Genomic DNA, 25,292 nt, shown 5'->3' on the forward strand with positions numbered 1-25,292 from the left:
CCAGACCGCCGTTAGGCGGTCGGACCGCCGAAGATGTCGATACGGTCGCCCTCGGCGAGGGTCACGATGGCCCGCTTGGTGTCGGCACGCTTGCCGAAACCGGTGCGGGTGCGCTTCCGCTTGCCCTGACGGTTGATCGTGTTGACCCCGGTGACCTTGACCGAGAAGACCGCTTCCACGGCCTGCTTGATCTGGGTCTTGTTGGAGCCGGGGGCGACGATGAACGTGTACTTGTTCTCGTCGAGCAGCGCGTAGCTCTTCTCCGAGACGACCGGCTTGACAAGAATGTCGCGGTGGTCCGTGAAGGTCTTGCTGGTAACGGCGCTCATCAGGCGTCGCTCCCTTCGGTCTCATCGTTCCGGCCAGCCGGAGCGCCGGACACGAAGGACTCGAAGGCGGCCTTGGTGAAGACCAGGTCGTCCGAGACGAGCACGTCGTACGTGTTCAGCTGACCCGGCTCCAGGATGTGCACCTGGGGCAGGTTGCGGGCGGAGAGCCACGCGGCCTCGTCCGAACGCTCGGCGACCAGGAGCACGTGCTTGCGCTCGCTGACCTTGCCCAGCAGGGACTTGGCGGCCTTCGTGGAAACCGCACCGTCGACCACGCCGGTGACGACGTGGATGCGCGCGTTGCGGGCCCGGTCGGTGAGGGCACCGCGCAGGGCGGCGGCCTTCATCTTCTTCGGGGTGCGCTGCGAGTAGTCACGCGGCTGCGGGCCGTGGACGACGCCACCGCCGGCGAACTGCGGGGCGCGGGTCGAACCCTGACGGGCGCGGCCGGTGCCCTTCTGGCGGTAAGGCTTCTTACCGCCACCACGGACCTCGCCGCGACGCTTGGTCTTGTGCGTGCCCTGGCGGGCAGCGGCCAGCTGAGCGACAACGACCTGGTGGATCAGCGGAATGCTGACCTTGGCGTCGAAGATCTCCGCGGGGAGATCGACGGTCCCGGTCTTGTCGCCTGCCGGCGAAAGGATGTCAATGGTGCTCATCGGTTCCTCAAACCCCCTTGGCCGCGGTGCGGACCAGGACGAGGCCACCGTTGGGGCCGGGAACGGCGCCCTTGATGAGCAGCAGACCCTTCTCGGCGTCAACGGCGTGGACGGTCAGGTTCTGGGTGGTGACCCGCTCGTTACCCATGCGACCCGCCATGCGCATGCCCTTGAAGACACGGCCGGGGGTGGCACAGCCACCGATGGAACCAGGCTTGCGGTGCACGCGGTGGGCACCGTGCGAGGCCTTGCCACCGCGGAAGTTGTGACGCTTCATCACACCCGCGAAGCCCTTGCCCTTGCTCTTGCCCGTGACGTCAACCTTGACGCCGGACTCGAACACCTCGGCAGTGATCTCCTGGCCCAGCGTGTACTCGCTGGCGTCCTGGGTGCGCAGCTCCACGAGGTGGCGGCGCGGGGTCACGTCGGCCTTGGCGAAGTGACCCTTGAGGGGCTTGTTCACCTTGCGCGGGTCAATCTCGCCGAAGGCGATCTGGACCGACTCGTAGCCGTCGTTGTCGTTCGTACGTACCTGCGTCACGACACACGGACCAGCCTTGACGACGGTCACCGGGACAACCCGGTTGTTCTCGTCCCAGACCTGGGTCATGCCGAGCTTCTCGCCCAGGACGCCCTTGATGTTCTTGCTCATCTCGGCCCGTCCCTTCAGAGCTTGATCTCGATGTCGACGCCCGCCGGCAGGTCGAGACGCATCAGCGAGTCAACCGTCTTCGGCGTGGGGTCGAGGATGTCGATGAGGCGCTTGTGCGTGCGCATCTCGAAGTGCTCGCGAGAGTCCTTGTACTTGTGCGGCGACTTGATGACGCAGTACACGTTCTTCTCAGTGGGCAGCGGCACCGGGCCTGCGACCGACGCACCAGTGCGGGTCACCGTCTCGACGATCTTCTTCGCCGAGGAGTCGATGACCTCGTGGTCGTAGGCCTTGAGCCGGATGCGGATCTTCTGTCCCGCCATGGCTACTAGTAGTCCTTTGTCTCTTAACGCTCTGGAACCCGGGCGGCTGCGCTCTGAACGCTCAGCACCGTCCTTCTCCGACCCACGCGGTCGGGCGTGTCGCATCCTCGCCAGCACGAAAATCCAAGGATTTCCCTGCCTGTAAGGGATGCGGTCCGCAACCGCAAATCGGGGGAAGAACACCCACCGGGTGCCTGGTCGGCACCGCACTGGCACTTCCCGAAAGATTCCCGTACGTCCGCCTCAGCGCTACCCAGGGGGCAGTTGGGGCGACGAGTACTGTGGGACTCGCTTCCGGTCCTCCCGGCGGGAGGCGTGCAGCATCGATACTCAACCGAGCAACCCCGACAGTCTGCCATACGGGGCACGGCGGGCGCCAATCGGGGCGTAGAGATTACCCGGAGTGTGACGGGGGTCAAACCCGCCCCCGCGTCGGCCGGGGGCCCGCTGATCACCCTGCGGGTCCGCTGTGGCTGGCCGCGCAGTTCCCCGCGCCCCTTCTGGGCGCCGCCGGACGCGGTCAGCGGGCGTGGGACACGAAGCCGGTCCAGGCGGCGGGGCCGAAGACGAGACGGGGGCCGTCGGGGGTCTTGGAGTCGCGGACGTGGATGGTGGTGGGGGTGGCCGCTACCTCGACGCAGTCGTTCGGGTCGCTGCTACTGCTGTAGCTGCTCTTGAACCACTCCAACTCGGAACCATTTCCGGCGGAGAGCTTGCGGATCATGTTTCTCCCAGCACTTGTTCCATGAAGGCCAGCGACTCCCCCGGCCGGAGAGCCTGAGCCCGGATGATCCCATACCGCAGTTCGAGGACCCTAAGGTCTCGCGGGTCGGAGACCGGTCGCCCTCCGAACGCACCATCCGATCGACCCACCGCCGTACCGTCACGAAACTTCAGCACCTCGATCAGGCCGCTTGTTCCCGGATGGCTCCAGCGGCTGGTGGGCATCACCTGGAACTCCACGTTGGGCAACTGCGCTACTTCCAGGAGCCGTTCGAGTTGACTCCGCAGTACCAGTCTGCCCCCGACGGGACGTCGCAGAGTCACTTCTTCCTGTACGAAACTGACCTCCGGAGCGGGGTCCCGGGTGAAGATGGACTGCCTGGCCATCCGTGCGGCCACCGCCCGCTCCAGATCACCCAAGGCCAGCGTGGGCCGCCACGTGGTGAGCAGCGCCCGCATGTAGTCCTCGGTCTGTAACAGACCGTGCAGGTTGTGATTGTGGTAGAGACACAGCTCAGCCGCCCGCGCCTCCAACTTCGCCAGATCCCGAACCTTCTTCGGGTACCTGACCTCCGCCACGTCGTCCTTCATCGCGGAGACCTTGCCGCCCGCCCCGACCGCCTCGTCCACCTTGTCCAGGTACTCCGGCCGTGGAATCCGCCGGCCGCCCTCCACCTTGTAGATCAGGTCCTCGCCGTACCCGATCGCCACCCCCAACTCCCCCGCCCGCAGCCCCGCCGCCTCGCGCCACAGCTTCAGCTGGCGGCCGACCGTGGCGACCACCGCCGCGCCCTGTTCGTCGTCCGGGTCGACGTCCCAGCCGGGCTCGTCCACGTTGCCGTCGTCCACGCTCATCTACGTGCCACCTCCGACGTGCCGTTCTTCGTCAACGGAACCTGTCCCCCACCGGGCACCCCGGACAGTCGGGACAGGACTGGACAGCGCCGGGACAGTCTCCGTACGCAAGGCCGATCTCCCTGTTCACGGTACGCACGCCCGACCACGCTGAGTGACGTGAACCGAGAAACCCGCATGATTACCCAATCCCCCGCCCCCGTACGGCAGTTCGCCGTCCAGCTGTCCTCCACCCGGCGCGGTGCCCGGCTCGCCCGGTTGCTCGCGGTGGAGCAGCTGCGCTCGTGGGGGCTCCCCCTGGAGGACCCGGCGCACATCGTCGCCGAGCTCGCCGCCAACGCGGTCACGCACGGTCGCGTACCCGGGCGCGATTTCCGGCTGGTGCTCAGCGTCGACGACCTGGACACACTTCGTATCGAAGTCATCGATGCGCGCAGCGACCGGCTGCCCACCGCCGTGCCGAAGGAGGTGCACGAGGAGTCCGGGCGTGGCCTGCTCCTCGTCGAGCTGCTCGCCGACAAGTGGGGCGTCACCCCGGGCCCGTACCCCTGCAAGACAGTGTGGGCCGAGTGCGCGACGGCGCGGTGAGGGGCGATATACGCAGGTGGGACCGGGTCGCGGTCCGCCTCGACCCGGTACCCCTCGGCCTGCCCGCGTCGAACGTAAAACACTTCAATCCCCGAGGAGCAAGGACCCCACCCAACCCCACCAGCCTCCCGGTGAGGCCGCCGCACGGCTCGTCACCCACAAGAGTGATCTCCGCCAACTCGGCTGGATTTTCAAGTGGTTGGCGGGCATATGCTCGCCACGTCAAGCCACAACTCCAGACATACGTCGGCCCCCGGCCGGGACTCGCAATCCCGATCGAGGGCCTGACCAACGAGGAAGTCAGACCCTTCCCGATGGATACGAACGAGCTTAACGCGCCCACCCGCGCCCCGTCCCGCGTACGCCGACCTGCCACCCGATCCGGTGCACGCGTCGCACGCGGTGTCACCCACCGGAACACCCGGCACCGCAACCGCTTCACCGTCGTCGGCAACCACTTCGCCCAGCACACGGAGCTGAGCTTCCTGGCCCGCGGCCTGGGGCTCTACATCCAGTCGCTGCCCGACGGCGTGATCATCGCGATCAAGTTCCTTTCAGCCCGCTTCCCCGAGAGCGAGGCGCGGATCGCCGCCGCCCTGCGCGAGCTGGAAGCCGCCGGTTACCTCTCCCGGGACCGCGTACGCCTGCCGAACGGGCAGGTCGTGACCCGAACGGTGTTCCGCAACCAGCCGGACGCGACACCAGCACCGACACCGGCACAGGCGCCGGTACCAGCACCGGCGGATCCGGCAGAGGTACGGGAGCACCGCCCGGCGCGCGCGCCCGTGGTCGCGCCCCCGCACCCCGTTGACGTACCGCAGCGAGAGACCACGCCGGCACCCGACGAGCTGCCTCCACTGTGGGCCGGGTTCGAGGACGCGCCCTCGCCGCAGCCGCAGCAGCAGCCATCCGCACCGGCCACACCTGAGCGGCCCGCGCGTCCGACGCATCCGACACGACCGACGCGCCCCAAGCTCTCCCCGCCCACCCCCCGGACCTTCGACCCCGAGCGCGACCAGGCCGCCCGCGACCTGCTCGTCTCGCTGCGCGTGGACGATCCCCGGCTCACCCTCGCCGACCGTGACGTGCACCGGCTGGGGCCCGCCGTGGCGAGCTGGCTGGAGCGCAGCGTGGCCCCGGAAGCGGTGCGGCAGGAGCTGCTCAAGGGGTTGCCGGACCGGCCGGGCAGCCCCCGCGCGCTGATCGAGCACCGCCTGACGGTGAACATGCCCGGCGCGCTGCCGCCCGCACCCGTCGTCTTACGGCCGGACCCCATGCAGGACTGCGACGGCTGCGGACGGGTGTTCCGGGCCCCGGGGCCCGGACGCTGCCGCGACTGCCGAACCGAAGACGTCCGTGAGCGGTGAATGAGGAGGCCGATCGTGGAGCAGCAGACAGCGCAGCAGAGGGCAAGCATCCAGTACCGGATGATGCGCCTCGAAGCGCTCTTCCCCGACGGGCTGCTGGCGCACACGGGACGACCCGACGTGGAGAACGAGGCCGAGGGGATCCTGCGGCGACCGGACGTGATGGTGATCGCGGAGGCGGTCATGAAGGGCGAGGGCTCCTTCGACCCGCGCTCCCTCATCGCCGCCATCGAGATCGTCTCCCGCTCCAACCCCGACAACGACTGGGTGAGCAAGACGCGCGACTACCCGCTGCTCGGCGTCCCCGTCTACGCGGTCTTCGACCCCCGCACCGGCTCCGGCGCCGTCCTCACCGACATCCACCCCACCCCCGACGGCCCCCGCTACGCCTCCCGCAAGGACTTCGTCTACGGCGAGGACGTCACCATCGCCGACTGGACGATCTCGACCGAGGGCCTGCCCCGCTACGCCGACTGAGACGGCGGGCACTCGCCTGCCCTTGCGCCGTCGGTGGCGCCGTGAGCCGTCCCACCCTCCGTCCGGGCAACCTGTTGCCTCCGTCCGCCGTCTAGCTCTGCGCAGCAGGGCGCAGCACGCGCTGCGGGGGAAGCGGACGGAGAACCTCACACGTGAACAGCGGCATACCCGGGTCCGTCCAGCCCAGCGGCGGCCTGCCCCGACGCACCCTCCTCACCGTCGCCACGGCCGCCACCGCCGCCCTCGCCGTCTCCTCCTGCACCGTGCTCCCGCCCCGCCGCCGCGACCCGGTGGCCGACCCCGCCCCCGGGCAGCCGATAGCGCGGAGCAGCCGGTCGTTGCTGCTCCAGTTCCTCGCCCACCCGGACGACGACCTCTACTTCATGAACCCGGACACCCGGCGGCTGCTGGACGCCGGCACCCCGGTCGTCTCCGTGTACGTCACCGCGGGCGAGGCCGACGGGGTCAATCACGCGCCGGGCCGCCCACGGCCCCAGGGCGACAGGAGCGCGTATGTCTCCGCCCGTCAGCAGGGGCTGCGCCAGGCGTACGCCACGCTGCTCGGCCTGCCGAGGTTCACCCGGTGGGAGCGCACCGTCACGGCGCTGCGCGGCGGCAAGCAGGCCGAGCGGAACACCCTCGCGCACGGCGGGCGCCGCGTCGAACTCGTCTTTCTCAACGTGTCGGTGAACTCCGCCAGGCGCAGGTCCGCGCTGCCCGCCCTGTGGGCCGACAGGGGGCTGCGCCAGCGCACCACCCTCGCCGACAACTCCCCGCTCACGGAACTGAGTTCGTACGACTACGACGAGCTCGTGGACGCGCTGACCGGGCTCCTCGACCACTACCGGCCCACCGTCGTCCAGACCCTCGACCCCGATCCGGACATCCAGCACAGCCCCGAGTCCGTCCGCCGCAAGGACAGCGAGCAGCGCGGCTACTCCGACCACCCCGACCACACCGCCGTCGCCTGCTTCAGCTGGGCCGCGCAGATCCGCTGGGTCGCGGAGTGCGCCGAGCGGGGCAGACCGCTCCCCCACTTCGTCACCACCGCCTTCCGCGGCTACTACAACCGGCACTGGCCCAAGAACCTCCCCGAGAGCGTGCTCCAGGAGAAGGCCGCCCCGCTCGTCGCGTACGGCGGGGACCCCGGGTGGGAGTGCGGGAACCCGGCGGGCTGCGGCGACTACAACGTGGGCGGCGGACGCCCGCTGACGAACTGGAAGGGCTGGGTGCGCTCGACCAACTACCGCTACCCGGGACCCCAGTTGGTGTCGGACGGGGAGGGCTTCGCATACGGGGTGGTGGGGCTGCGGCTGGTGCGCTGGCCCGCGGCGGCCGGCGGCTGGGGTCCGCCCGAGGACCTGGGCGGCGGGCCGCTGGCCCCCACGCTCGGGCAGGCCGTGACGAAGGGCGGCGGGCAGCTGCTGTTCGCCGTGCGTTTCGCGGCTCTCGACGGGCACGGCGGGGCGAACGAGCGCGAGGTGGTCCAGTACGACGGCCGCGCCTGGACCTCGCTCGGCAACCCCGAGCGCCGCCGGGACCGCGGTCGCCGGATCGGCGTCCCGGTCGCGGCGACCGCGGGCGACGGGAGCGTCCATCTGTTCGTGCGGAACGCGGCGAAGGGCGTAAGTACGCGACTGCGCGACGCGAGTGGCCGGTGGGGCCCGTGGCGCGACCTGGACGGCCCCGACGGGGACGGCACGGGCGACGGCGACGGCATACAGGACGGGCTGTCGGCGGCGGTCGACGGGCAGGGGCTGGTGCACCTGTTCGCCGCCGCGCGGAAGTCCGTACGGCACTGGGCGCAGCCCTCCCCCGGCGCGCCGCTCGCGCTCCGCGCGCGTTCCGCCATGCCGGCCCCCGGCGACGTACCGCGCGCCTTGCCGTACGCCGACGGCTCGCTCGGTGTCCTCTACCGCGCCCCGCACTCCCCCGACCTCGTCGCGGTCCGCCCCGACGGCTCACCGCTGCCCGGCCTCGCCCTCAAGGGGTACGGGCCGGTGACGGCCGGCGCGGGCCCGGTGCTGCTGGGCCGCAGCGAGCGGGGTGACGTCCAACTTCGCGACAGGGGTGGGAAGTTGCGTCGGTATCGCGGCGCGTGTGTGGGTGCGCCCGCGCTGGTCCGCACGGCGCCCGCGGGCGCCGCGGTGGTGGCGGGGCTCGGCGCGGACGCGACGCCCTGGCTCTGGCGGCCGTAGGACTCGCTCCCGTAGGGCTCACACCCGTACGGAGGACGCCCCCAGCACCCGAGGCCGCACAACAGAAAGGGCCCCGGCACCCACCGCTTGCGCGGCGGGGCCGGGGCCCTTCCCTTGGAGCTAGCAGCAGTCGCTACCGAGCTACCAGGTCAATCACCGGGAAATTACTTGGTGATCTTGGTGACCTGGCCGGCGCCGACGGTCCGGCCACCCTCACGGATGGCGAACTTGAGGCCCTCCTCCATGGCGACCGGCTGGATCAGCGCGACCGACATGACGGTGTTGTCGCCCGGCATGACCATCTCGGTGCCCTCGGGGAGGGTCACGACGCCGGTCACGTCCGTGGTACGGAAGTAGAACTGCGGGCGGTAGTTGTTGAAGAAGGGGGTGTGACGGCCACCCTCGTCCTTCGACAGGATGTAGGCCTGGGCCTCGAACTCGGTGTGCGGCGTGACCGAACCGGGCTTGATGATGACCTGGCCGCGCTCGACGTCCTCGCGCTTGATGCCACGGAGGAGCAGACCGACGTTCTCACCGGCCTGGCCCTCGTCGAGCAGCTTGCGGAACATCTCGATGCCGGTGACCGTGGTGGTGGTCTTCTCTTCCTTGATACCGACGATGTCGACGGTCTCGTTGACCTTGAGGACACCACGCTCGATACGGCCGGTGACGACGGTGCCACGACCGGTGATCGTGAAGACGTCCTCGATCGGCATCAGGAACGGCTTGTCGACGTCGCGCTCGGGCTGCGGGATCGACTCGTCGACGGCGGCCATCAGGTTCAGGACCGACTGGCCCCACTCCTTGTCGCCCTCGAGCGCCTTGAGCGCCGAGACCTTGACGACCGGAAGGTCGTCGCCCGGGAACTCGTACTCGGAGAGGAGCTCACGAACCTCGAGCTCGACGAGCTCCAGGATCTCCTCGTCGTCCACCATGTCGGCCTTGTTCAGCGCGACGACGATGTAGGGGACGCCTACCTGGCGGGCCAGGAGGACGTGCTCCTTCGTCTGCGGCATCGGGCCGTCGGTGGCCGCGACCACGAGGATGGCGCCGTCCATCTGCGCCGCACCCGTGATCATGTTCTTGATGTAGTCAGCGTGACCGGGGCAGTCGACGTGCGCGTAGTGACGCGACTCCGTCTGGTACTCGACGTGCGCGATGGAGATGGTGATACCACGCTGGCGCTCTTCCGGCGCCTTGTCGATCTGGTCGAAGGCCGAGGCCTCGTTCAGGTCCGGGTATGCGTCGTGCAGCACCTTGGTAATGGCGGCCGTGAGGGTCGTCTTACCGTGGTCAATGTGACCGATGGTGCCGATGTTGACGTGCGGCTTAGTCCGCTCGAACTTTGCCTTCGCCACTGGGTCCTCCTGCGGAGTGGTTCTGTACGCCTTGCTTCATCGGCGCCAGGTGATCTTTGCTGGGATGCCGGCGCCCGGGGCATTCAGCACGGATTGCGCTGAATGCCCCAGTGGCTCCGGTGATAAGCCTAAAGCGTGAGCTCGTACGGGTAGAAACCCGCACTCGCGATGAGCAACTCGGGAAGAGCCGCCCGGTTGAGTGACTCGGGAGTTACTCGCCCTTGGCCTTCGCGATGATCTCCTCGGCGACGTTCCGCGGAACCTCGGCGTAGGAGTCGAACTGCATCGAGTAGCTTGCGCGACCCGAGGTCTTGCTGCGGAGGTCTCCGACGTAGCCGAACATCTCCGAGAGGGGCACGAGGCCCTTCACGACGCGAGCGCCGCTGCGCTCCTCCATGGCCTGGATCTGGCCACGGCGGGAGTTCAGGTCGCCGATCACATCGCCCATGTAGTCCTCGGGCGTGGTGACCTCGACGGCCATCATCGGCTCAAGGAGCACGGGAGAGGCCTTGCGGGCACCCTCCTTGAAGGCCTGCGAACCGGCGATCTTGAAGGCGAGCTCCGAGGAGTCGACCTCGTGGTAACCACCGTCGAGAAGGGTGACGCGGACGCCGACCATCTCGTAACCGGCCAGGATGCCGAACTGCATGGCTTCCTGGGCGCCCGCGTCCACCGACGGGATGTACTCCCGGGGGATGCGGCCACCGGTGACCTTGTTGACGAACTCGTACGACGCGTCGCCACCCTCGATGGGCTCAAGGGCGATCTGCACCTTCGCGAACTGGCCGGTACCACCAGTCTGCTTCTTGTGCGTGTAGTCGATGCGCTCGACGGTCTTGCGGATCGTCTCGCGGTACGCGACCTGGGGCTTGCCGACGTTCGCCTCGACGCGGAACTCGCGCTTCATGCGGTCGACGAGCACCTCAAGGTGAAGCTCGCCCATACCACCGATGATGGTCTGGCCGGTCTCCTCGTCCGAGTGGACCTGGAAGGACGGGTCCTCCTCCGAGAGACGCTGGATGGCTACACCCAGCTTCTCCTGGTCACCCTTGGACTTCGGCTCGATGGCGACCTGAATGACCGGGGCCGGGAAGTCCATGGACTCCAGGATGACCGGGTTCTTGTCGTCGCACAGCGTCTCACCGGTGGTGGTCTGCTTGAGACCCATCACCGCGATGATGTCGCCGGCGCCCACCGATGCGATCTCCTCACGCTTGTTCGCGTGCATGCGGTAGATCTTGCCGATGCGCTCCTTCTTGCCCTTGACCGAGTTCAGCACGGAGCTGCCGGCCTCAAGGCGGCCCGAGTAAACCCGGACGAAGGTGAGCTTGCCCAGGTGCGGGTCGCTCATGATCTTGAACGCGAGGCCCGAGAAGGGCTCCTCGTCCGACGGCTTGCGCTCGATGACCTTCTCCGGGTCCTTCACGTCGTGGCCTTCGATGGCCTCGACGTCCAGGGGAGAGGGCAGGTAGCGCACGACGGCGTCGAGCAGGGGCTGAACGCCCTTGTTCTTGAACGCCGTACCGCAGAACACGGGGCTGACGGTGACGGAGTCGGCGCTGCCCTTGGACGCGAGCGTGATGCGGCGGATGGCCGCCATCAGCTGGTCCTCGGAAGGCTCCTGGCCCTCCAGGTAGAGCTCCATCATCTGGTCGTCGTGCTCGGCGACCGTCTCAAGGAGCTTGCCGCGCCACTCGTCGGCAGCCTCGATGTGCGTGTCCGGGATGTCGACCGTGTCGTACATCTCGCCCTTGGCGGCCTCGGCGGACCACACGAGCGCCTTCATCGACACGAGGTCGACGACGCCCTTGAAGTCGGCCTCGGCGCCGATCGGGAGCTGCATGACGAGCGGGACCGCACCGAGGCGGTCGACGATCATGTCGACGCAGCGGTGGAACTCGGCACCCGTACGGTCGAGCTTGTTGACGAAGCAGATACGCGGCACGCCGTAGCGGTCCGCCTGACGCCAGACAGTCTCGGACTGGGGCTCGACGCCGGCCACACCGTCGAACACGGTGACGGCGCCGTCGAGGACGCGGAGCGAACGCTCCACCTCGACGGTGAAGTCAACGTGACCCGGAGTGTCGATGATGTTGATCGTGTGATCGACATCGTTGAGCGGCCAGTGGCAGGTCGTCGCGGCAGACGTGATCGTGATGCCGCGCTCCTGCTCCTGCTCCATCCAGTCCATCGTGGCAGCGCCGTCGTGGACTTCACCGATCTTGTAAGACACACCGGTGTAGAAGAGGATCCGCTCGGTGGTGGTCGTCTTGCCCGCGTCGATGTGGGCCATGATCCCGATGTTGCGGACCTTGGCCAGGTCAAGCGAAGTGGTGGCCATAAGGCTCAATCTTCTCTCGGTCTCGAAGTGGGTAACGACTACCAGCGGTAGTGCGCGAAGGCCTTGTTGGACTCGGCCATCTTGTGCGTGTCCTCGCGCTTCTTGACGGCAGCGCCAAGACCGTTGGAGGCGTCGAGCAGCTCGTTCATGAGGCGCTCGGTCATGGTCTTCTCGCGGCGGGCGCGGGAGTAACCCACGATCCAGCGGAGCGAGAGAGTTGCGGCGCGACCGGGCTTGACCTCGATCGGCACCTGGTAGGTGGCGCCACCGACACGGCGGGACTTGACCTCAAGCGAGGGCTTGACGTTCTCAAGCGCGCGCTTCAGCGTGATGACCGGGTCAGCGCCGGTCTTCTCGCGGAGGCCTTCCATGGCGCCGTACACGATCCGCTCGGCGGTGGAACGCTTGCCGTCGAGCAGGATCTTGTTGATCAGCGAGGTGACAAGAGGAGATGCGTAGACCGGGTCGATGATGACCGGGCGCTTCGGGGCGGGGCCCTTACGAGGCATTCTTACTTCTCCTTCTTGGCGCCGTAGCGGCTGCGAGCCTGCTTACGGTTCTTGACGCCCTGCGTGTCGAGGGAACCGCGGATGATCTTGTAACGAACACCCGGAAGGTCCTTCACACGACCGCCACGCACGAGCACGATCGAGTGCTCCTGCAGGTTGTGGCCCTCACCCGGGATGTAGGCCGTGACCTCGATGCCCGAGGTCAGACGCACACGCGCGACCTTACGGAGCGCCGAGTTCGGCTTCTTCGGGGTGGTCGTGAACACACGCGTGCAGACGCCACGACGCTGGGGCGAACCCTCGAGCGCGGGCGTCTTGTTCTTCTCGACCTTGTCCTGCCGGCCCTTCCGGACCAGCTGCTGGATCGTAGGCACTACTTCTCCGTTTTCTGTGTGCCGATCACTGTGAAACTAACCTGAAACAGTCCCCGACCCACGCGGTCGGGTGTGTCGGAACCGGCACACCCCGCCGGAAGCGGGAAATGACGCGGATCGCGGTGGCCCACATAAAGACGAGCTCGCTCTGCGGCCGTAAACACGCACAGGAGCCCAGGCACACCCCAGGCACAAGGTCTGAGCGTACCTACCTCATCGACCTGGGTCAAAACAAATGCTGTCCACCCGGGCGGAGCACCCGCCCGCCCAAGAGACGATCAAGGCCCTGGGCCAGTCTGCGGCCCCGCGACCTGCTGCCGGGCCTGCCACTGCCGTGGTGAGGCTCACAGCCCCGGCGGACCCCGCTCACGCCGAAGGGCGCCCGCCCCGCGCGAAGCGGAACGGGCGCCCTTCAGCAGACGTACGCCTTACTGGTTGTACGGACCGTAGTCGTAGTCCTCCAGCGGAACGGCCTGGCCGGAGCCCGTGCCGAACGGCGAGTAGTCGATGTCGTCGTAGCCGACGGCCGAGTACATCGCGGCCTTGGCCTCCTCGGTGGGCTCCACCCGGATGTTGCGGTAGCGGGAGAGACCCGTACCGGCCGGGATGAGCTTACCGATGATGACGTTCTCCTTGAGGCCGATGAGGCTGTCGGACTTGGCGTTGATCGCCGCATCCGTCAGGACTCGGGTCGTCTCCTGGAAGGAGGCGGCCGACAGCCAGGATTCCGTCGCCAGCGAGGCCTTGGTGATACCCATCAGCTGCGGACGACCGGAGGCGGGGTGACCGCTCTCCTGGACCACACGACGGTTCTCGGTCTCGAACTTCGAGCGCTCGACGAGCTCGCCCGGCAGCAGTTCCGCGTCGCCGGACTCGATGATCGTCACGCGGCGGAGCATCTGCCGGATGATGATCTCGATGTGCTTGTCGTGGATCGACACGCCCTGGCTGTTGTAGACCTTCTGGACCTCGCCGACCAGGTGGACCTGGACCGCACGCTGACCGAGGATGCGCAGGACGTCGTGCGGGTTGGTCGCACCGACGGTGAGCTTCTGGCCCACCTCGACCGCGTCGCCCTCGCCCACCAGCAGACGGGCGCGCTTGGAGATCGGGAACGCCGTCTCCTCGCTGCCGTCGTCCGGCGTGACCACGAGCTTCTTGGTCTTCTCGGTCTCCTCGATCCGCACGCGGCCCTTGGCCTCGGAGATCGGGGCGACACCCTTGGGCGTACGAGCCTCGAAGAGCTCGACGACACGGGGCAGACCCTGGGTGATGTCGTCACCGGCCACACCACCGGTGTGGAAGGTACGCATGGTGAGCTGCGTACCCGGCTCACCGATGGACTGGGCGGCGATGATGCCGACCGCCTCACCGATGTCGACGAGCTTGCCGGTGGCCAGCGAGCGTCCGTAGCAGAAGGCACAGGTGCCGACCGCGGACTCACAGGTCAGGACCGAGCGGGTCTTGACCTCCTCCACGCCGTGCATGACCAGCTGGTCGATGAGCACGTCACCGAGGTCGACGTTGGCAGGCGCGATGACCTTGCCGTCGATGACCACGTCCTCCGCCAGCATGCGGGCGTAGACGCTGGTCTCGACGTCGTCCGTCTTGCGGAGGATGCCGTCGGCGCCCTTCTCCGCGATCTTCAGCTTGAGGCCGCGGTCGGTGCCGCAGTCCTCCTCGCGGATGATCACGTCCTGCGAGACGTCCACCAGACGACGGGTCAGGTAACCCGAGTCGGCGGTACGCAGGGCGGTGTCGGCGAGACCCTTACGGGCACCGTGGGTGGAGATGAAGTACTCCAGCACGGACAGGCCCTCGCGGAACGACGCCTTGATGGGACGAGGAATCGTCTCGTTCTTGGCGTTGGACACCAGACCACGCATACCGGCGATCTGACGCATCTGCATCATGTTTCCTCGGGCACCCGAGTCAACCATCATGAAGATGGGGTTCGTCTTGGGGAAGTTCGCGTTCATCGCCTCGGCGACCTCTGCGGTCGCCTTGGTCCAGATCGCGATGAGCTCCTGCGTGCGCTCGTCCTTGGTGATCAGACCGCGCTCGTACTGCTTCTGGACCTTCTCGTCCTGCTCCTCGTAGCCCTTGACGATGGCCTTCTTGGCCTCGGGCACGACGACGTCGGAGATGGCCACGGTGACGCCCGAACGGGTCGCCCAGTGGAAGCCGGCCGCCTTCAGGTTGTCGAGCGTCGCCGCCACGATCACCTTGGGGTAGCGCTCCGCCAGGTCGTTGACGATCTCGGAGAGCTGCTTCTTGCCCACCGAGTAGTCGACGAACGGGTAGTCCTCGGGCAGCAGCTCGTTGAAGAGCGCGCGGCCCAGGGTGGTACGCAGCCGGAACGGGTCACCGGTCTGCCACTCGGGCTCACCCTCCTCCGCGGTCGGCGGGGTCCAGCCACGCGGCGGGACGGTGCCTACGGGGAAGCGGATGTCGACCTTCGCCTGGAGCGAGAGCTCCCGGTTGTCGAACGCCATGGTCGCCTCGGCGGACGAGCCGAACGAACGGCCCTCACCGATGACCTTGCGCTCCTCCTCGTCGGTCGTGAGGAAGAACAGGCCCAGCACCATGTCCTGGGTCGGCATGGTGACGGGACGACCGTCGGCCGGCTTCAGGATGTTGTTCGAGGACAGCATCAGGATGCGGGCCTCGGCCTGCGCCTCCGCCGAGAGCGGCAGGTGCACGGCCATCTGGTCACCGTCGAAGTCCGCGTTGAACGCGGTGCAGACGAGCGGGTGGATCTGGATGGCCTTGCCCTCGACCAGCTGGGGCTCGAAGGCCTGGATGCCGAGGCGGTGCAGCGTGGGCGCGCGGTTCAGGAGAACCGGGTGCTCAGCGATGACCTCTTCCAGGACGTCGTACACGACCGTGCGGCCGCGCTCGACCATGCGCTTGGCCGACTTGATGTTCTGCGCGTGGTTCAGGTCCACCAGGCGCTTCATCACGAACGGCTTGAAGAGCTCCAGCGCCATGGCCTTCGGCAGACCGCACTGGTGCAGCTTGAGCTGCGGACCGACGACGATCACGGAACGCGCGGAGTAGTCCACACGCTTGCCGAGCAGGTTCTGACGGAAGCGACCCTGCTTGCCCTTGAGCATGTCGGACAGCGACTTCAGCGGACGGTTGCCGGGGCCCGTGACCGGGCGACCACGACGGCCGTTGTCGAAGAGCGCGTCGACGGCCTCCTGAAGCATGCGCTTCTCGTTGTTCACGATGATCTCGGGGGCACCGAGGTCAAGGAGCCGCTTCAGGCGGTTGTTGCGGTTGATCACGCGGCGGTACAGGTCGTTCAGGTCGGAGGTCGCGAAGCGGCCACCGTCCAGCTGCACCATCGGACGCAGGTCCGGCGGGATGACCGGCACGCAGTCGAGCACCATGCCCTTGGGGCTGTTGCTCGTCGACAGGAACGCGGAGACGACCTTGAGGCGCTTGAGCGCACGGGTCTTCTTCTGGCCCTTGCCGGTGCGGATGATCTCGCGGAGGCGCTCGGCCTCCTCCTCAAGGTCGAAGGACTCCAGGCGCTTCTGCAGAGCAGCGGCGCCCATCGAACCGTCGAAGTACGTGCCGAAGCGGTCACGCAGCTCGCGGTAGAGGAGCTCGTCGCCCTCCAGGTCCTGGACCTTGAGGTTCTTGAAGCGGTTCCACACCTCGTCGAGGCGGTCGATCTCGCGCTGGGCGCGGTCACGGAGCTGCTTCATCTCGCGCTCGGCACCTTCGCGCACCTTGCGGCGCACGTCGGCCTTCGCACCCTCGGCCTCAAGCTCGGCGAGGTCCGTTTCGAGCTTCTTGGCGCGGGCCTCCAGGTCGGAGTCGCGACGGTTCTCGACCTGCTGACGCTCGACGGAGACGTGCGCCTCCAGCGAGGGCAGGTCGCGCGTCCGGCGCTCCTCGTCCACGAAGGTGATCATGTACGCGGCGAAGTAGATGACCTTTTCCAGGTCCTTCGGCGCGAGGTCGAGCAGGTAGCCGAGGCGCGAGGGAACGCCCTTGAAGTACCAGATGTGCGTGACGGGCGCGGCCAGCTCAATGTGGCCCATCCGCTCACGACGCACCTTGGCGCGAGTGACCTCGACGCCGCAGCGCTCACAGATGATGCCCTTGAAGCGGACACGCTTGTACTTGCCGCAGTAGCACTCCCAGTCCCGGGTCGGACCGAAGATCTTCTCGCAGAAGAGTCCGTCCTTCTCGGGCTTGAGCGTGCGGTAGTTGATGGTCTCCGGCTTCTTCACTTCGCCGTGGGACCAGGTCCGGATGTCGTCCGCGGTGGCGAGGCCAATCCGCAGCTCGTCGAAGAAGTTGACGTCGAGCACTTGTCGTCAATCCCTCTTTCGGGGGTTCGAGCCCCTCGCGTTATGCGAGATAAATGGGCACTTCAAATGGTCTGAACGGGTCCGGGGAGGGCCGGGAGTCCTCTACTTGGAGGACTCCCGGCCGGCCCGTCAGACCTCTTCGACGCTGCTCGGCTCGCGCCGGGACAGGTCGATACCGAGTTCCTCCGCTGCGCGGAAGACGTCCTCGTCCGTGTCGCGCATCTCGATGGACATGCCGTCCGAGGACAGCACCTCCACGTTGAGGCAGAGCGACTGCATTTCCTTGATGAGCACCTTGAAGGACTCGGGAATGCCGGGCTCCGGGATGTTCTCGCCCTTGACGATGGCCTCGTAGACCTTCACGCGGCCGGTCACGTCGTCGGACTTGATCGTCAGCAGCTCCTGGAGGGCGTACGCGGCGCCATAAGCCTCAAGCGCCCACACCTCCATCTCACCGAAGCGCTGGCCACCGAACTGCGCCTTACCACCCAGCGGCTGCTGCGTGATCATCGAGTACGGGCCGGTCGAACGGGCGTGGAGCTTGTCGTCGACCAGGTGGTGGAGCTTGAGGATGTACATGTACCCGACCGAGATCGGGTCCGGGAACGGCTCTCCGGAGCGGCCGTCGAACAGGTTGGCCTTGCCCGAGGGCTGGACCAGCCGGTCGCCGTCGCGGTTGGGGATCGTGGCCTCGAAGAGACCGGTGATCTCGTCCTCGCGGGCACCGTCGAACACCGGGGTGGCGACGTTGGTGCCGGGGTCGACCTTGTCGGCGCCGATGACCTGCAGGCGCTGGGCCCACTCGTCACCGAGTCCGGAGACGTCCCAGCCGCGGCTGGCGAGCCAGCCGAGGTGGATCTCCAGGACCTGTCCCGGGTTCATTCGGGACGGCACACCCAGCGGGTTGAGGATGATGTCGACCGGGGTGCCGTCCTCCAGGAACGGCATGTCCTCGATCGGCAGGATCTTCGAGATGACGCCCTTGTTGCCGTGACGGCCGGCGAGCTTGTCACCGTCGGTGATCTTGCGCTTCTGCGCCACGTAGACACGAACCAGCTGGTTCACGCCCGGCGGCAGCTCGTCGCCCTCCTCGCGGTCGAAGACGCGGACGCCGATGACCTTGCCGATCTCACCGTGCGGCACCTTCAGCGAGGTGTCGCGCACCTCGCGCGCCTTCTCACCGAAGATCGCGCGGAGCAGGCGCTCCTCCGGCGTCAGCTCGGTCTCACCCTTGGGCGTGACCTTGCCGACGAGGATGTCACCGGCGACGACCTCGGCACCGATACGGATGATGCCGCGCTCGTCGAGGTCGGCGAGGACCTCTTCGGAGACGTTCGGGATGTCCCGGGTGATCTCCTCCGGGCCGAGCTTGGTGTCACGGGCGTCGACCTCGTGCTCCTCGATGTGGATCGAGGAGAGGACGTCGTCCTGCACCAGCCGCTGGCTGAGGATGATCGCGTCTTCGTAGTTGTGGCCCTCCCACGGCATGAACGCCACGAGGAGGTTCTTGCCGAGCGCCATCTCACCCTGCTGGGTGGCGGGCCCGTCGGCGAGGACCTGGTTCTCGACGACCCGGGCGCCCTCGTTGACGACAACCTTCTGGTTGACCGAGGTGCCCTGGTTGGAGCGGGAGAACTTGGCGATCCGGTACGTGGTGTACGTGCCGTCGTCGTTGGCGACGGTGACGTAGTCCGCGGAGACCTCCTGGACCACACCCGCCTTCTCCGCCTTGATGACGTCACCGGCGTCGACCGCACAGCGGTACTCCATGCCGGTGCCGACGAGCGGAGCCTCGGACGTGATCAGCGGCACGGCCTGACGCATCATGTTCGCGCCCATGAGGGCGCGGTTGGCGTCGTCGTGCTCCAGGAAGGGGATCATCGCGGTCGCGACCGACACCATCTGGCGCGGCGAGACGTCCATGTAGTCGACGTCGTCGCCGGGGATGTAGTCGATCTCGCCGCCACGGCGGCGGACCAGGACGCGCGACTCGGTGAAGCGCATGTCCTCACCGAGGGTCGCGTTCGCCTGGGCGATCACGAAGCGGTCTTCCTCGTCGGCCGTGAGGTAGTCGACCTCGTCGGTGACGACACCCTCGGTCACGCGGCGGTACGGGGTCTCGACAAAGCCGAAGGCGTTGACGCGGCCGTACGAAGCCAGCGAACCGATCAGACCGATGTTCGGGCCTTCGGGGGTCTCGATCGGGCACATGCGTCCGTAGTGGGACGGGTGCACGTCACGGACCTCGAAGCCGGCCCGCTCACGGGACAGACCACCCGGGCCGAGCGCCGACAGACGGCGCTTGTGGGTGAGACCCGACAGCGGGTTGTTCTGGTCCATGAACTGCGACAGCTGCGAGGTGCCGAAGAATTCCTTGATCGACGCCACGACCGGGCGGATGTTGATCAGGGTCTGCGGCGTGATCGCCTCGACGTCCTGGGTCGTCATGCGCTCACGCACGACGCGCTCCATCCGCGCCAGGCCCGTGCGGACCTGGTTCTGGATGAGCTCGCCGACGTTACGCAGACGACGGTTGCCGAAGTGGTCGATGTCGTCGGTCTCGACGACGATGTTCCGGCCCGACTCGCCGACCGTCTCGACCTCGCCGGCGTGCAGCCGGACCAGGTACTTGATGGTGGCGATGATGTCCTTGCTGGTGAGGACACCCGCGTTCAGCGGCTCGTCCGCGCCGAGCTTCTTGTTCACCTTGTAGCGGCCGACCTTCGCGAGGTCGTAGCGCTTCGGGTTGAAGTAGAGGTTCTCGAGCAGCGTCTGAGCAGCCTCACGCGTGGGCGGCTCGCCCGGACGCAGCTTGCGGTAGATGTCGAGCAGTGCGTCGTCCTGGCCCTGGGTGTGGTCCTTCTCCAGGGTGGCGCGCATGGACTCGTACTCGCCGAACTCCTCCAGGATCTGCTCGGTCGTCCAACCGAGAGCCTTCAGGAGAACGGTGACGGACTGCTTGCGCTTGCGGTCGATGCGGACACCGACCATGTCGCGCTTGTCGATCTCCATCTCCAGCCAGGCACCCCGGGAAGGGATGATCTTGGCGGAGAAGATGTCCTTGTCGGACGTCTTGTCGATGGAGGAGTCGAAGTAGACACCCGGCGAGCGGACCAGCTGCGACACGACGACACGCTCGGTGCCGTTGATGACGAAGGTGCCCTTGTTGGTCATGAGCGGGAAATCGCCCATGAAGACCGTCTGGGACTTGATCTCGCCGGTCTCGTTGTTGGTGAACTCCGCGGTGACGAAGAGCGGGGCGGCGAACGTGAAGTCGCGCTCCTTGCACTCGTCGATGGAGTTCTTCGGCGGCTCGAAACGGTGGTCGCGGAACGTCAGCGACATCGACCCGGAAAAGTCTTCGATCGGGGAGATCTCTTCGAAGATCTCTTCCAGACCGGACTTGGTGGGGACGTCCTGTCCGCTCTCGAGAGCGGCCTCGACGCGACCCTTCCAAGCGGCGTTACCGAGCAGCCAGTCAAAGCTCTCGGTCTGCAGCGCGAGGAGGTTCGGAACCTCGAGGGGCTCCTTGATCTTTGCAAAGGAGATGCGCAGCGGGGCGGTGCTTGCGCCGTTGTTCGTATTGGAGGTCGAGGCGTTGCGCGAGGCGGCCAAGAGGGGGTCCTTCCGAGGGCTCGGACTCACTACGCGCGTACCGGTCCCACATGGACACAGGGACAGAAAAGCCCAGTTCAGGGCGAATCATTCCGCAGTGGCCAGACAGTGGGTATGCCCCTGGTGACGGGCAGGAGGCAGCTAACAGGCAGCGCAAAGGGTCAGTGTAGCCACTTGGCTCACTGATGTCCAGAGCGGGTTTTTGGGGACCCTCATCGGCCTCTTTGTTCTTCTCAACGCCACTGTCAACGTCACCGTCAACGCCACTGTCAATGCCCTGCATCCGGACCACGGTCCGGTCCACTTCCGCGACTGCTGTCACGGCCGTCGTACGACTGCTCCTGCGTCCTGCTTGTGCAACCACGCCACGGGCGAGCCCTCGCGCTGTGAGCGCACCTCATTACTGCCCTCTTCGCCGTCGATCCATGCCTCGGAGTCGGATCGTTGTGACGACGCGTCCTGAGAATTGCGCGCTGCGTGCCGTTCGTCAAGGCCCCCCGCCCCCCGGAGCTCCGGACACCTGCCCGGACCGCCTCAGCGGCGTACAACGGGCGCACGGCGGGTCTACGGGGCGTACGACGAAGATCACCATACTCGGCGCGGACCGCTGCGCACAGCCGCCGGGAGAACGCCGAAGGGCGACCACCCAATTGGATGATCGCCCTTGGCAGTGCCGGCGTTACACCTCGCGGCGCATTCCGGCGAAAAGAGTCAGAGACTCAGGAGGTCACTTGACCTCGACGGCCGCACCGGCGCCCTTGAGGGACTCGGCAGCCTTCTCGGCGGCCTCCTTGGTGACCTTCTCGAGGACGGGCTTCGGAGCGCCGTCGACGAGGTCCTTGGCCTCCTTCAGACCCAGCGAGGTGAGCTCACGCACGACCTTGATGACCTGGATCTTCTTGTCGCCGGCACCGGTGAGGATGACGTCGAACTCGTCCTGCTCCTCGGCGGCCTCGGGGGCAGCGCCACCGGCGGCGGGGCCGGCAACGGCGACGGCCGCGGCGGCGGTGACGTCGAACTTCTCCTCGAAGGCCTTCACGAACTCGGAGAGCTCGATGAGGGTGAGCTCCTCGAACTGAGCGAGCAGGTCTTCCTGGCTGAGCTTCGCCATGATGGCGTCCTTCCACTAATTCGGCAGGTGCCGGAGTTAAATGTCGGCGGGCGTACTGTCGGCCCGCTGCGGCCGTCTCCCTACCGGGTTACGACCAATGCGCGAGCCGAGTTACTCGGCACCGCCCTGCTCTTCGAGCTTGACGCGAAGCGCCTCCGCGGTGCGGACGAACTTCGAGGGGAGCGCCTGGAAGAGCTGCGCAGCCTGAGTCTGCTTGCCCTTCATGGCACCCGCCAGCTTGGCGAGCAGAACCTCGCGGGACTCGAGGTCCGCGAGCTTCTTGATCTCATCGGCGGACAGCGCCTTACCGTCAAGGACACCGCCCTTGATGATGAGGTTCGGGTTCTCCTTGGCGAAGTCACGAAGACCCTTCGCCGACTCCACCGGGTCACCGGTGATGAAGGCAACCGCCGTCGGACCAGTGAACTGGTCGTCCAGCGAAGAGATCCCGGCCTCGTTGGCCGCAATCTTGGTCAGCGTGTTCTTCACCACGGCGTACTGGGCGTTCTCACCGAGCGAACGACGCAGCGTCTTGAGCTGCGCCACGGTGAGACCCCGGTACTCGGTCAGCACGGCGGCGTTCGAGCTGCGGAACTGGTCCGCGAGCTCGGCTACCGCGGCAGCCTTGTCGGGCCTTGCCATAGAGCGTCGGCCTCCTTCCGGGTGATGAGGACCGCTCAGAAGGGGCTGCAAAAACGAAAACGCCCCGGCGCGGGCGCACGGGGCTGAGCTCAACCAGAATGAACCGGGAACTTTCCACGAACACCTGCGCAGGTCGTCCGCGTGTTTCCAGCGGATCCTTCGGCCACCACGCCCTCTTACGAGCACGCGGCAACGACCAGCGGTCTTTGGCTTCCTCGGAAGAGTACGCGACGGCGTGGATGTCAGGCAAATCGTCCGGACGGCCCTGGTCGGGGGCCGTCCGGACGCCCCTCGTCAGCCCTGCTGCTGCTTCTGCTGCTGCTTTTGCTGCTGCTTCACCAGGTCCTTGAAATCGAGCGTCTGCGCCGTCGGCGGGGCCTCGGCGGTGACGTCCACGCCGTAGTCCGTGTAGAGGACGGTGGAGTTGATCGGCCCGTTCTTGGACTCGGAGCGCTCGGTCTTCTTCACCAGCAGGTCCTGCTTGTCGACCCAGATGTCCACGACGCTGGTGGTGACGCCCGCCGCCTCCAGCTGCTTCTTGAGGCCCGCGAGGGTCTTCGCGTCGAGCTTGGAGTTGGCCTCGGCCATCTTCTGGACGTCGAGGGTGCCGGTGAAGTGGGTGGCCCGCACGCCGCGGACGTCCTCCTCGCCGACCTTCTTGACCTGGCCGGAGGCGAGCAGCTGCTGCACGCCCTGCTCGGGGGTGGAGTTCTGCATCTGGTCCTTCAGCAGGGCGCCGCTGGGGCCCATCAGCTTGACCATGTCGTCGTACCCGTACCGGATCCAGGACTTGCCGCCCGTCTGTCCGGCGAAGGCGGGGCCCATGTCGACGTAGTAGGCGTCGGGCAGGTAGCGGGCCTTCATGCTGCCGTCGCTGCCCATCTTCTTCAGGCTCTCGGCCATCTGACCCTGGGTGTGCTTCAGGTCCAGGACGCCGGTGACGCCGTTGTCCCAGCGGATGGCGCCCTTGCTCTGCGTGCCCATCGTGGAGCCCACCGACATGGTGCTCTCGATCTTGGCGGAGTGCGCGGCGCCGGACTTCTTCTGGGCCGCCTGGAGCACGCTCACCGCGCTACGGGCGTTGTCCGGGACCTCGCCGGCCTGCTTGCCGCCGCCACCGGCCGCACTGCCCCCACTGCCCCCGCCACAGGCGGCGACGCCGGTCAGCGCGCCCGCCGTCAGCACGGCGAGACCTGCACGGCGTACCAGTGCCCTGTTCATGTGTCCTCGATTCTGAGTGTTGTCCCCTGCCCGGCACGTCCATCCGTACGGAGCGGACCGTGCCCCCTGTCCGCGTACCCGGGGGACGTCCACCTACCGGTGGGGACGATAAAAGCGAAAAGCCGGGTCGCACCCCTGCGAGGAGGGATGCGACCCGGCTTCAGCACGCGTGATCCGCGGCGGCCTTACGAGTCGGCGACTCAGACGGCGGCCGGGTCCTCCTCGACGAGGAGGTTGCGGGTGCGGTTGGCGTCCAGCGGGATGCCGGGGCCCATCGTGGTGGCCAGCGTGGCCTTCTTGATGTAGCGGCCCTTGGCGGCGGACGGCTTCAGACGGAGGACTTCCTCCAGCGCGGCCGCGTAGTTCTCCACCAGCTTGGTCTCGTCGAAGGAGACCTTGCCGATGATGAAGTGCAGGTTCGAGTGCTTGTCGACGCGGAACTCGATCTTGCCGCCCTTGATGTCCGTGACAGCCTTCGCCACGTCGGGGGTGACCGTGCCGGTCTTCGGGTTCGGCATCAGACCACGCGGACCGAGCACGCGGCCGAGGCGGCCGACCTTGCCCATGAGGTCCGGGGTGGCGACGACGGCGTCGAAGTCCAGGCGGCCCTTGGCCACCTCGTCGATCAGTTCGTCGGAGCCGACGATGTCGGCGCCGGCGGCTTCCGCGGCCGCAGCACGGTCACCGGTCGCGAAGACCAGGACCCGGGCGGTCTTGCCGGTGCCGTGCGGAAGGTTGACGGTGCCGCGGACCATCTGGTCGGCCTTGCGCGGGTCGACACCCAGACGCATGGCGACCTCGACGGTGCCGTCGAACTTGACCGAGCTGGTGTCCTTGGCGATACGGACGGCCTCGAGCGGGGCGTACAGACGCTCCGAGTCGATCTTGGCGTCCGCAGCGCGGAGAGACTTGCTGCGCTTCACTGCTGCTCCTGTGTCAGGTATTGCCATGCGGCTGCCGCCGCGTGGCAGGTGTGGAGTCGTGGTGCGGGCCGGCGCGTGGCCCTACCACTGGTGGTGCGAAGGGGCTGATCAGCCCTCGACCGTGATGCCCATGGAACGGGCGGTGCCGGCGATGATCTTGTCGGCGGCGTCCAGGTCGTTGGCGTTCAGGTCGGGGAGCTTGACCGTCGAGATCTCGCGCACCTGAGCGGCGGTGAGCTTCGCGACCTTGGTCTTGTGGGGCTCGCCCGATCCCTTGTCCACACCCGCGGCCTTGAGGATCAGCTTGGCGGCCGGCGGGGTCTTCGTCACGAAGGTGAAGGAGCGGTCCTCGTAGACCGTGATCTCCACCGGCACGACCATGCCACGCTGCGACTCGGTCGCGGCGTTGTAGGCCTTGCAGAACTCCATGATGTTGACGCCGTGCTGACCGAGCGCCGGGCCGACCGGCGGGGCCGGGTTGGCGGCGCCCGCGTTGATCTGGAGCTTGATAAGCCCCGTGACCTTCTTCTTCTTGGGAGGCATTGCTCTCTCCGGGTCCAGTTGAGAGTTTCGGCCTCCGTCCGATCATCCGGATGGAGGCATACCGCACAACGATAACGGGTATAGAGGTGCGGCTAAAAACCGAGCAGGTCAGACCGGCTTTCGAAGCCCGATCTGACCTGTTCGGAAGCTCTTGTC

General features: G+C 67.2%; 20 protein-coding genes and 1 pseudogene. 4 read left to right on the forward strand and 17 right to left on the reverse strand.

Features of this window, described 5'->3' with window-relative positions:
- Nucleotides 1-11: 11 nt before the first annotated feature.
- From rplW to ACIQM4_RS08355, 6 genes are all read right to left on the reverse strand, one after another.
- Nucleotides 12-329, reverse strand: coding sequence for a 50S ribosomal protein L23 (gene rplW / locus ACIQM4_RS08330; RefSeq protein ID WP_185028010.1), 318 nt, complete (start codon nucleotides 327-329; stop codon nucleotides 12-14).
- The gene (gene rplD, locus ACIQM4_RS08335; protein ID WP_401587672.1) at nucleotides 329-988 is read right to left on the reverse strand and encodes a 50S ribosomal protein L4; all 660 of its coding nucleotides are present in this window, start codon (nucleotides 986-988) and stop codon (nucleotides 329-331) included. The genes rplW and rplD overlap by 1 nt, the downstream gene beginning before the upstream one ends.
- Before the next feature lie 7 nt (nucleotides 989-995).
- Nucleotides 996-1,640 (reverse strand): 50S ribosomal protein L3, encoded by a 645-nt coding sequence (rplC, locus tag ACIQM4_RS08340; protein ID WP_401587674.1) that lies wholly within the window; start codon nucleotides 1,638-1,640, stop codon nucleotides 996-998.
- Nucleotides 1,641-1,654: 14 nt separating this feature from the next.
- A complete protein-coding gene (gene rpsJ / locus ACIQM4_RS08345; RefSeq protein WP_003948644.1) occupies nucleotides 1,655-1,963 on the reverse strand; it encodes a 30S ribosomal protein S10 in 309 nt (102 codons plus the stop codon).
- Between the two features lie 520 nt (nucleotides 1,964-2,483).
- On the reverse strand, nucleotides 2,484-2,687 hold the full coding sequence (locus ACIQM4_RS08350) for a DUF397 domain-containing protein (RefSeq protein ID WP_401587676.1): 204 nt from the start codon (nucleotides 2,685-2,687) through the stop codon (nucleotides 2,484-2,486).
- Nucleotides 2,684-3,541: a helix-turn-helix domain-containing protein gene (locus tag ACIQM4_RS08355; RefSeq protein WP_401587679.1), complete on the reverse strand. Its 858-nt coding sequence runs from the start codon at nucleotides 3,539-3,541 to the stop codon at nucleotides 2,684-2,686. The genes ACIQM4_RS08350 and ACIQM4_RS08355 overlap by 4 nt, the downstream gene beginning before the upstream one ends.
- 177 nt (nucleotides 3,542-3,718) lie before the next feature.
- Between ACIQM4_RS08355 and ACIQM4_RS08360 the strand changes: the two genes are divergently transcribed.
- From ACIQM4_RS08360 to ACIQM4_RS08375, 4 genes and pseudogenes are all read left to right on the forward strand, one after another.
- Entirely contained in the window at nucleotides 3,719-4,129 is a 411-nt protein-coding gene (locus ACIQM4_RS08360; RefSeq protein WP_401587681.1) for an ATP-binding protein, read from the forward strand.
- A 314-nt stretch (nucleotides 4,130-4,443) separates the two neighbouring features.
- Nucleotides 4,444-5,496 carry a helix-turn-helix domain-containing protein gene (locus tag ACIQM4_RS08365; protein ID WP_401587683.1) on the forward strand — a complete coding sequence of 351 codons (1,053 nt, stop codon included), beginning with the start codon at nucleotides 4,444-4,446 and terminating at the stop codon, nucleotides 5,494-5,496.
- Nucleotides 5,497-5,562: 66 nt separating this feature from the next.
- Nucleotides 5,563-5,973 (forward strand): annotated as a pseudogene (locus ACIQM4_RS08370) (Uma2 family endonuclease); the annotation flags it as partial.
- A gap of 152 nt (nucleotides 5,974-6,125) precedes the next feature.
- Nucleotides 6,126-8,171 (forward strand): PIG-L family deacetylase, encoded by a 2,046-nt coding sequence (locus ACIQM4_RS08375; protein ID WP_401587686.1) that lies wholly within the window; start codon nucleotides 6,126-6,128, stop codon nucleotides 8,169-8,171.
- 164 nt (nucleotides 8,172-8,335) lie between these two features.
- Here the strand turns inward: ACIQM4_RS08375 and tuf are convergent, their stop codons facing one another.
- The 11 genes from tuf to rplK form a co-directional block, all read right to left on the reverse strand.
- On the reverse strand, nucleotides 8,336-9,529 hold the full coding sequence (gene tuf, locus ACIQM4_RS08380; RefSeq protein ID WP_189821111.1) for an elongation factor Tu: 1,194 nt from the start codon (nucleotides 9,527-9,529) through the stop codon (nucleotides 8,336-8,338).
- 211 nt (nucleotides 9,530-9,740) lie between these two features.
- The gene (gene fusA, locus ACIQM4_RS08385) at nucleotides 9,741-11,870 is read right to left on the reverse strand and encodes an elongation factor G (RefSeq protein ID WP_401587689.1); all 2,130 of its coding nucleotides are present in this window, start codon (nucleotides 11,868-11,870) and stop codon (nucleotides 9,741-9,743) included.
- A 38-nt stretch (nucleotides 11,871-11,908) separates the two neighbouring features.
- Entirely contained in the window at nucleotides 11,909-12,379 is a 471-nt protein-coding gene (gene rpsG, locus ACIQM4_RS08390; protein WP_185027993.1) for a 30S ribosomal protein S7, read from the reverse strand.
- A 2-nt stretch (nucleotides 12,380-12,381) separates the two neighbouring features.
- Nucleotides 12,382-12,753: a 30S ribosomal protein S12 gene (gene rpsL / locus ACIQM4_RS08395; RefSeq protein WP_003948652.1), complete on the reverse strand. Its 372-nt coding sequence runs from the start codon at nucleotides 12,751-12,753 to the stop codon at nucleotides 12,382-12,384.
- A gap of 428 nt (nucleotides 12,754-13,181) precedes the next feature.
- The gene (locus ACIQM4_RS08400; protein WP_401587691.1) at nucleotides 13,182-17,081 is read right to left on the reverse strand and encodes a DNA-directed RNA polymerase subunit beta'; all 3,900 of its coding nucleotides are present in this window, start codon (nucleotides 17,079-17,081) and stop codon (nucleotides 13,182-13,184) included.
- A gap of 129 nt (nucleotides 17,082-17,210) precedes the next feature.
- Nucleotides 17,211-20,696 carry a DNA-directed RNA polymerase subunit beta gene (gene rpoB, locus ACIQM4_RS08405; protein ID WP_401587694.1) on the reverse strand — a complete coding sequence of 1,162 codons (3,486 nt, stop codon included), beginning with the start codon at nucleotides 20,694-20,696 and terminating at the stop codon, nucleotides 17,211-17,213.
- A gap of 727 nt (nucleotides 20,697-21,423) precedes the next feature.
- Complete coding sequence (gene rplL / locus ACIQM4_RS08410) at nucleotides 21,424-21,807, reverse strand: 50S ribosomal protein L7/L12 (protein ID WP_401587696.1); 384 nt, start codon at nucleotides 21,805-21,807, stop codon at nucleotides 21,424-21,426.
- 111 nt (nucleotides 21,808-21,918) lie between these two features.
- Complete coding sequence (gene rplJ / locus ACIQM4_RS08415; RefSeq protein WP_401587698.1) at nucleotides 21,919-22,449, reverse strand: 50S ribosomal protein L10; 531 nt, start codon at nucleotides 22,447-22,449, stop codon at nucleotides 21,919-21,921.
- A gap of 294 nt (nucleotides 22,450-22,743) precedes the next feature.
- A complete protein-coding gene (locus tag ACIQM4_RS08420; RefSeq protein WP_401587700.1) occupies nucleotides 22,744-23,670 on the reverse strand; it encodes a hypothetical protein in 927 nt (308 codons plus the stop codon).
- Between the two features lie 200 nt (nucleotides 23,671-23,870).
- Nucleotides 23,871-24,593, reverse strand: coding sequence for a 50S ribosomal protein L1 (gene rplA, locus ACIQM4_RS08425; RefSeq protein ID WP_401587703.1), 723 nt, complete (start codon nucleotides 24,591-24,593; stop codon nucleotides 23,871-23,873).
- 108 nt (nucleotides 24,594-24,701) lie between these two features.
- Complete coding sequence (gene rplK / locus ACIQM4_RS08430; RefSeq protein WP_214974378.1) at nucleotides 24,702-25,136, reverse strand: 50S ribosomal protein L11; 435 nt, start codon at nucleotides 25,134-25,136, stop codon at nucleotides 24,702-24,704.
- Nucleotides 25,137-25,292: the final 156 nt, after the last annotated feature.

The organism is Streptomyces sp. NPDC091272 (genome assembly GCF_044757485.1).
In the GTDB taxonomy this organism is placed as follows: domain Bacteria; phylum Actinomycetota; class Actinomycetes; order Streptomycetales; family Streptomycetaceae; genus Streptomyces.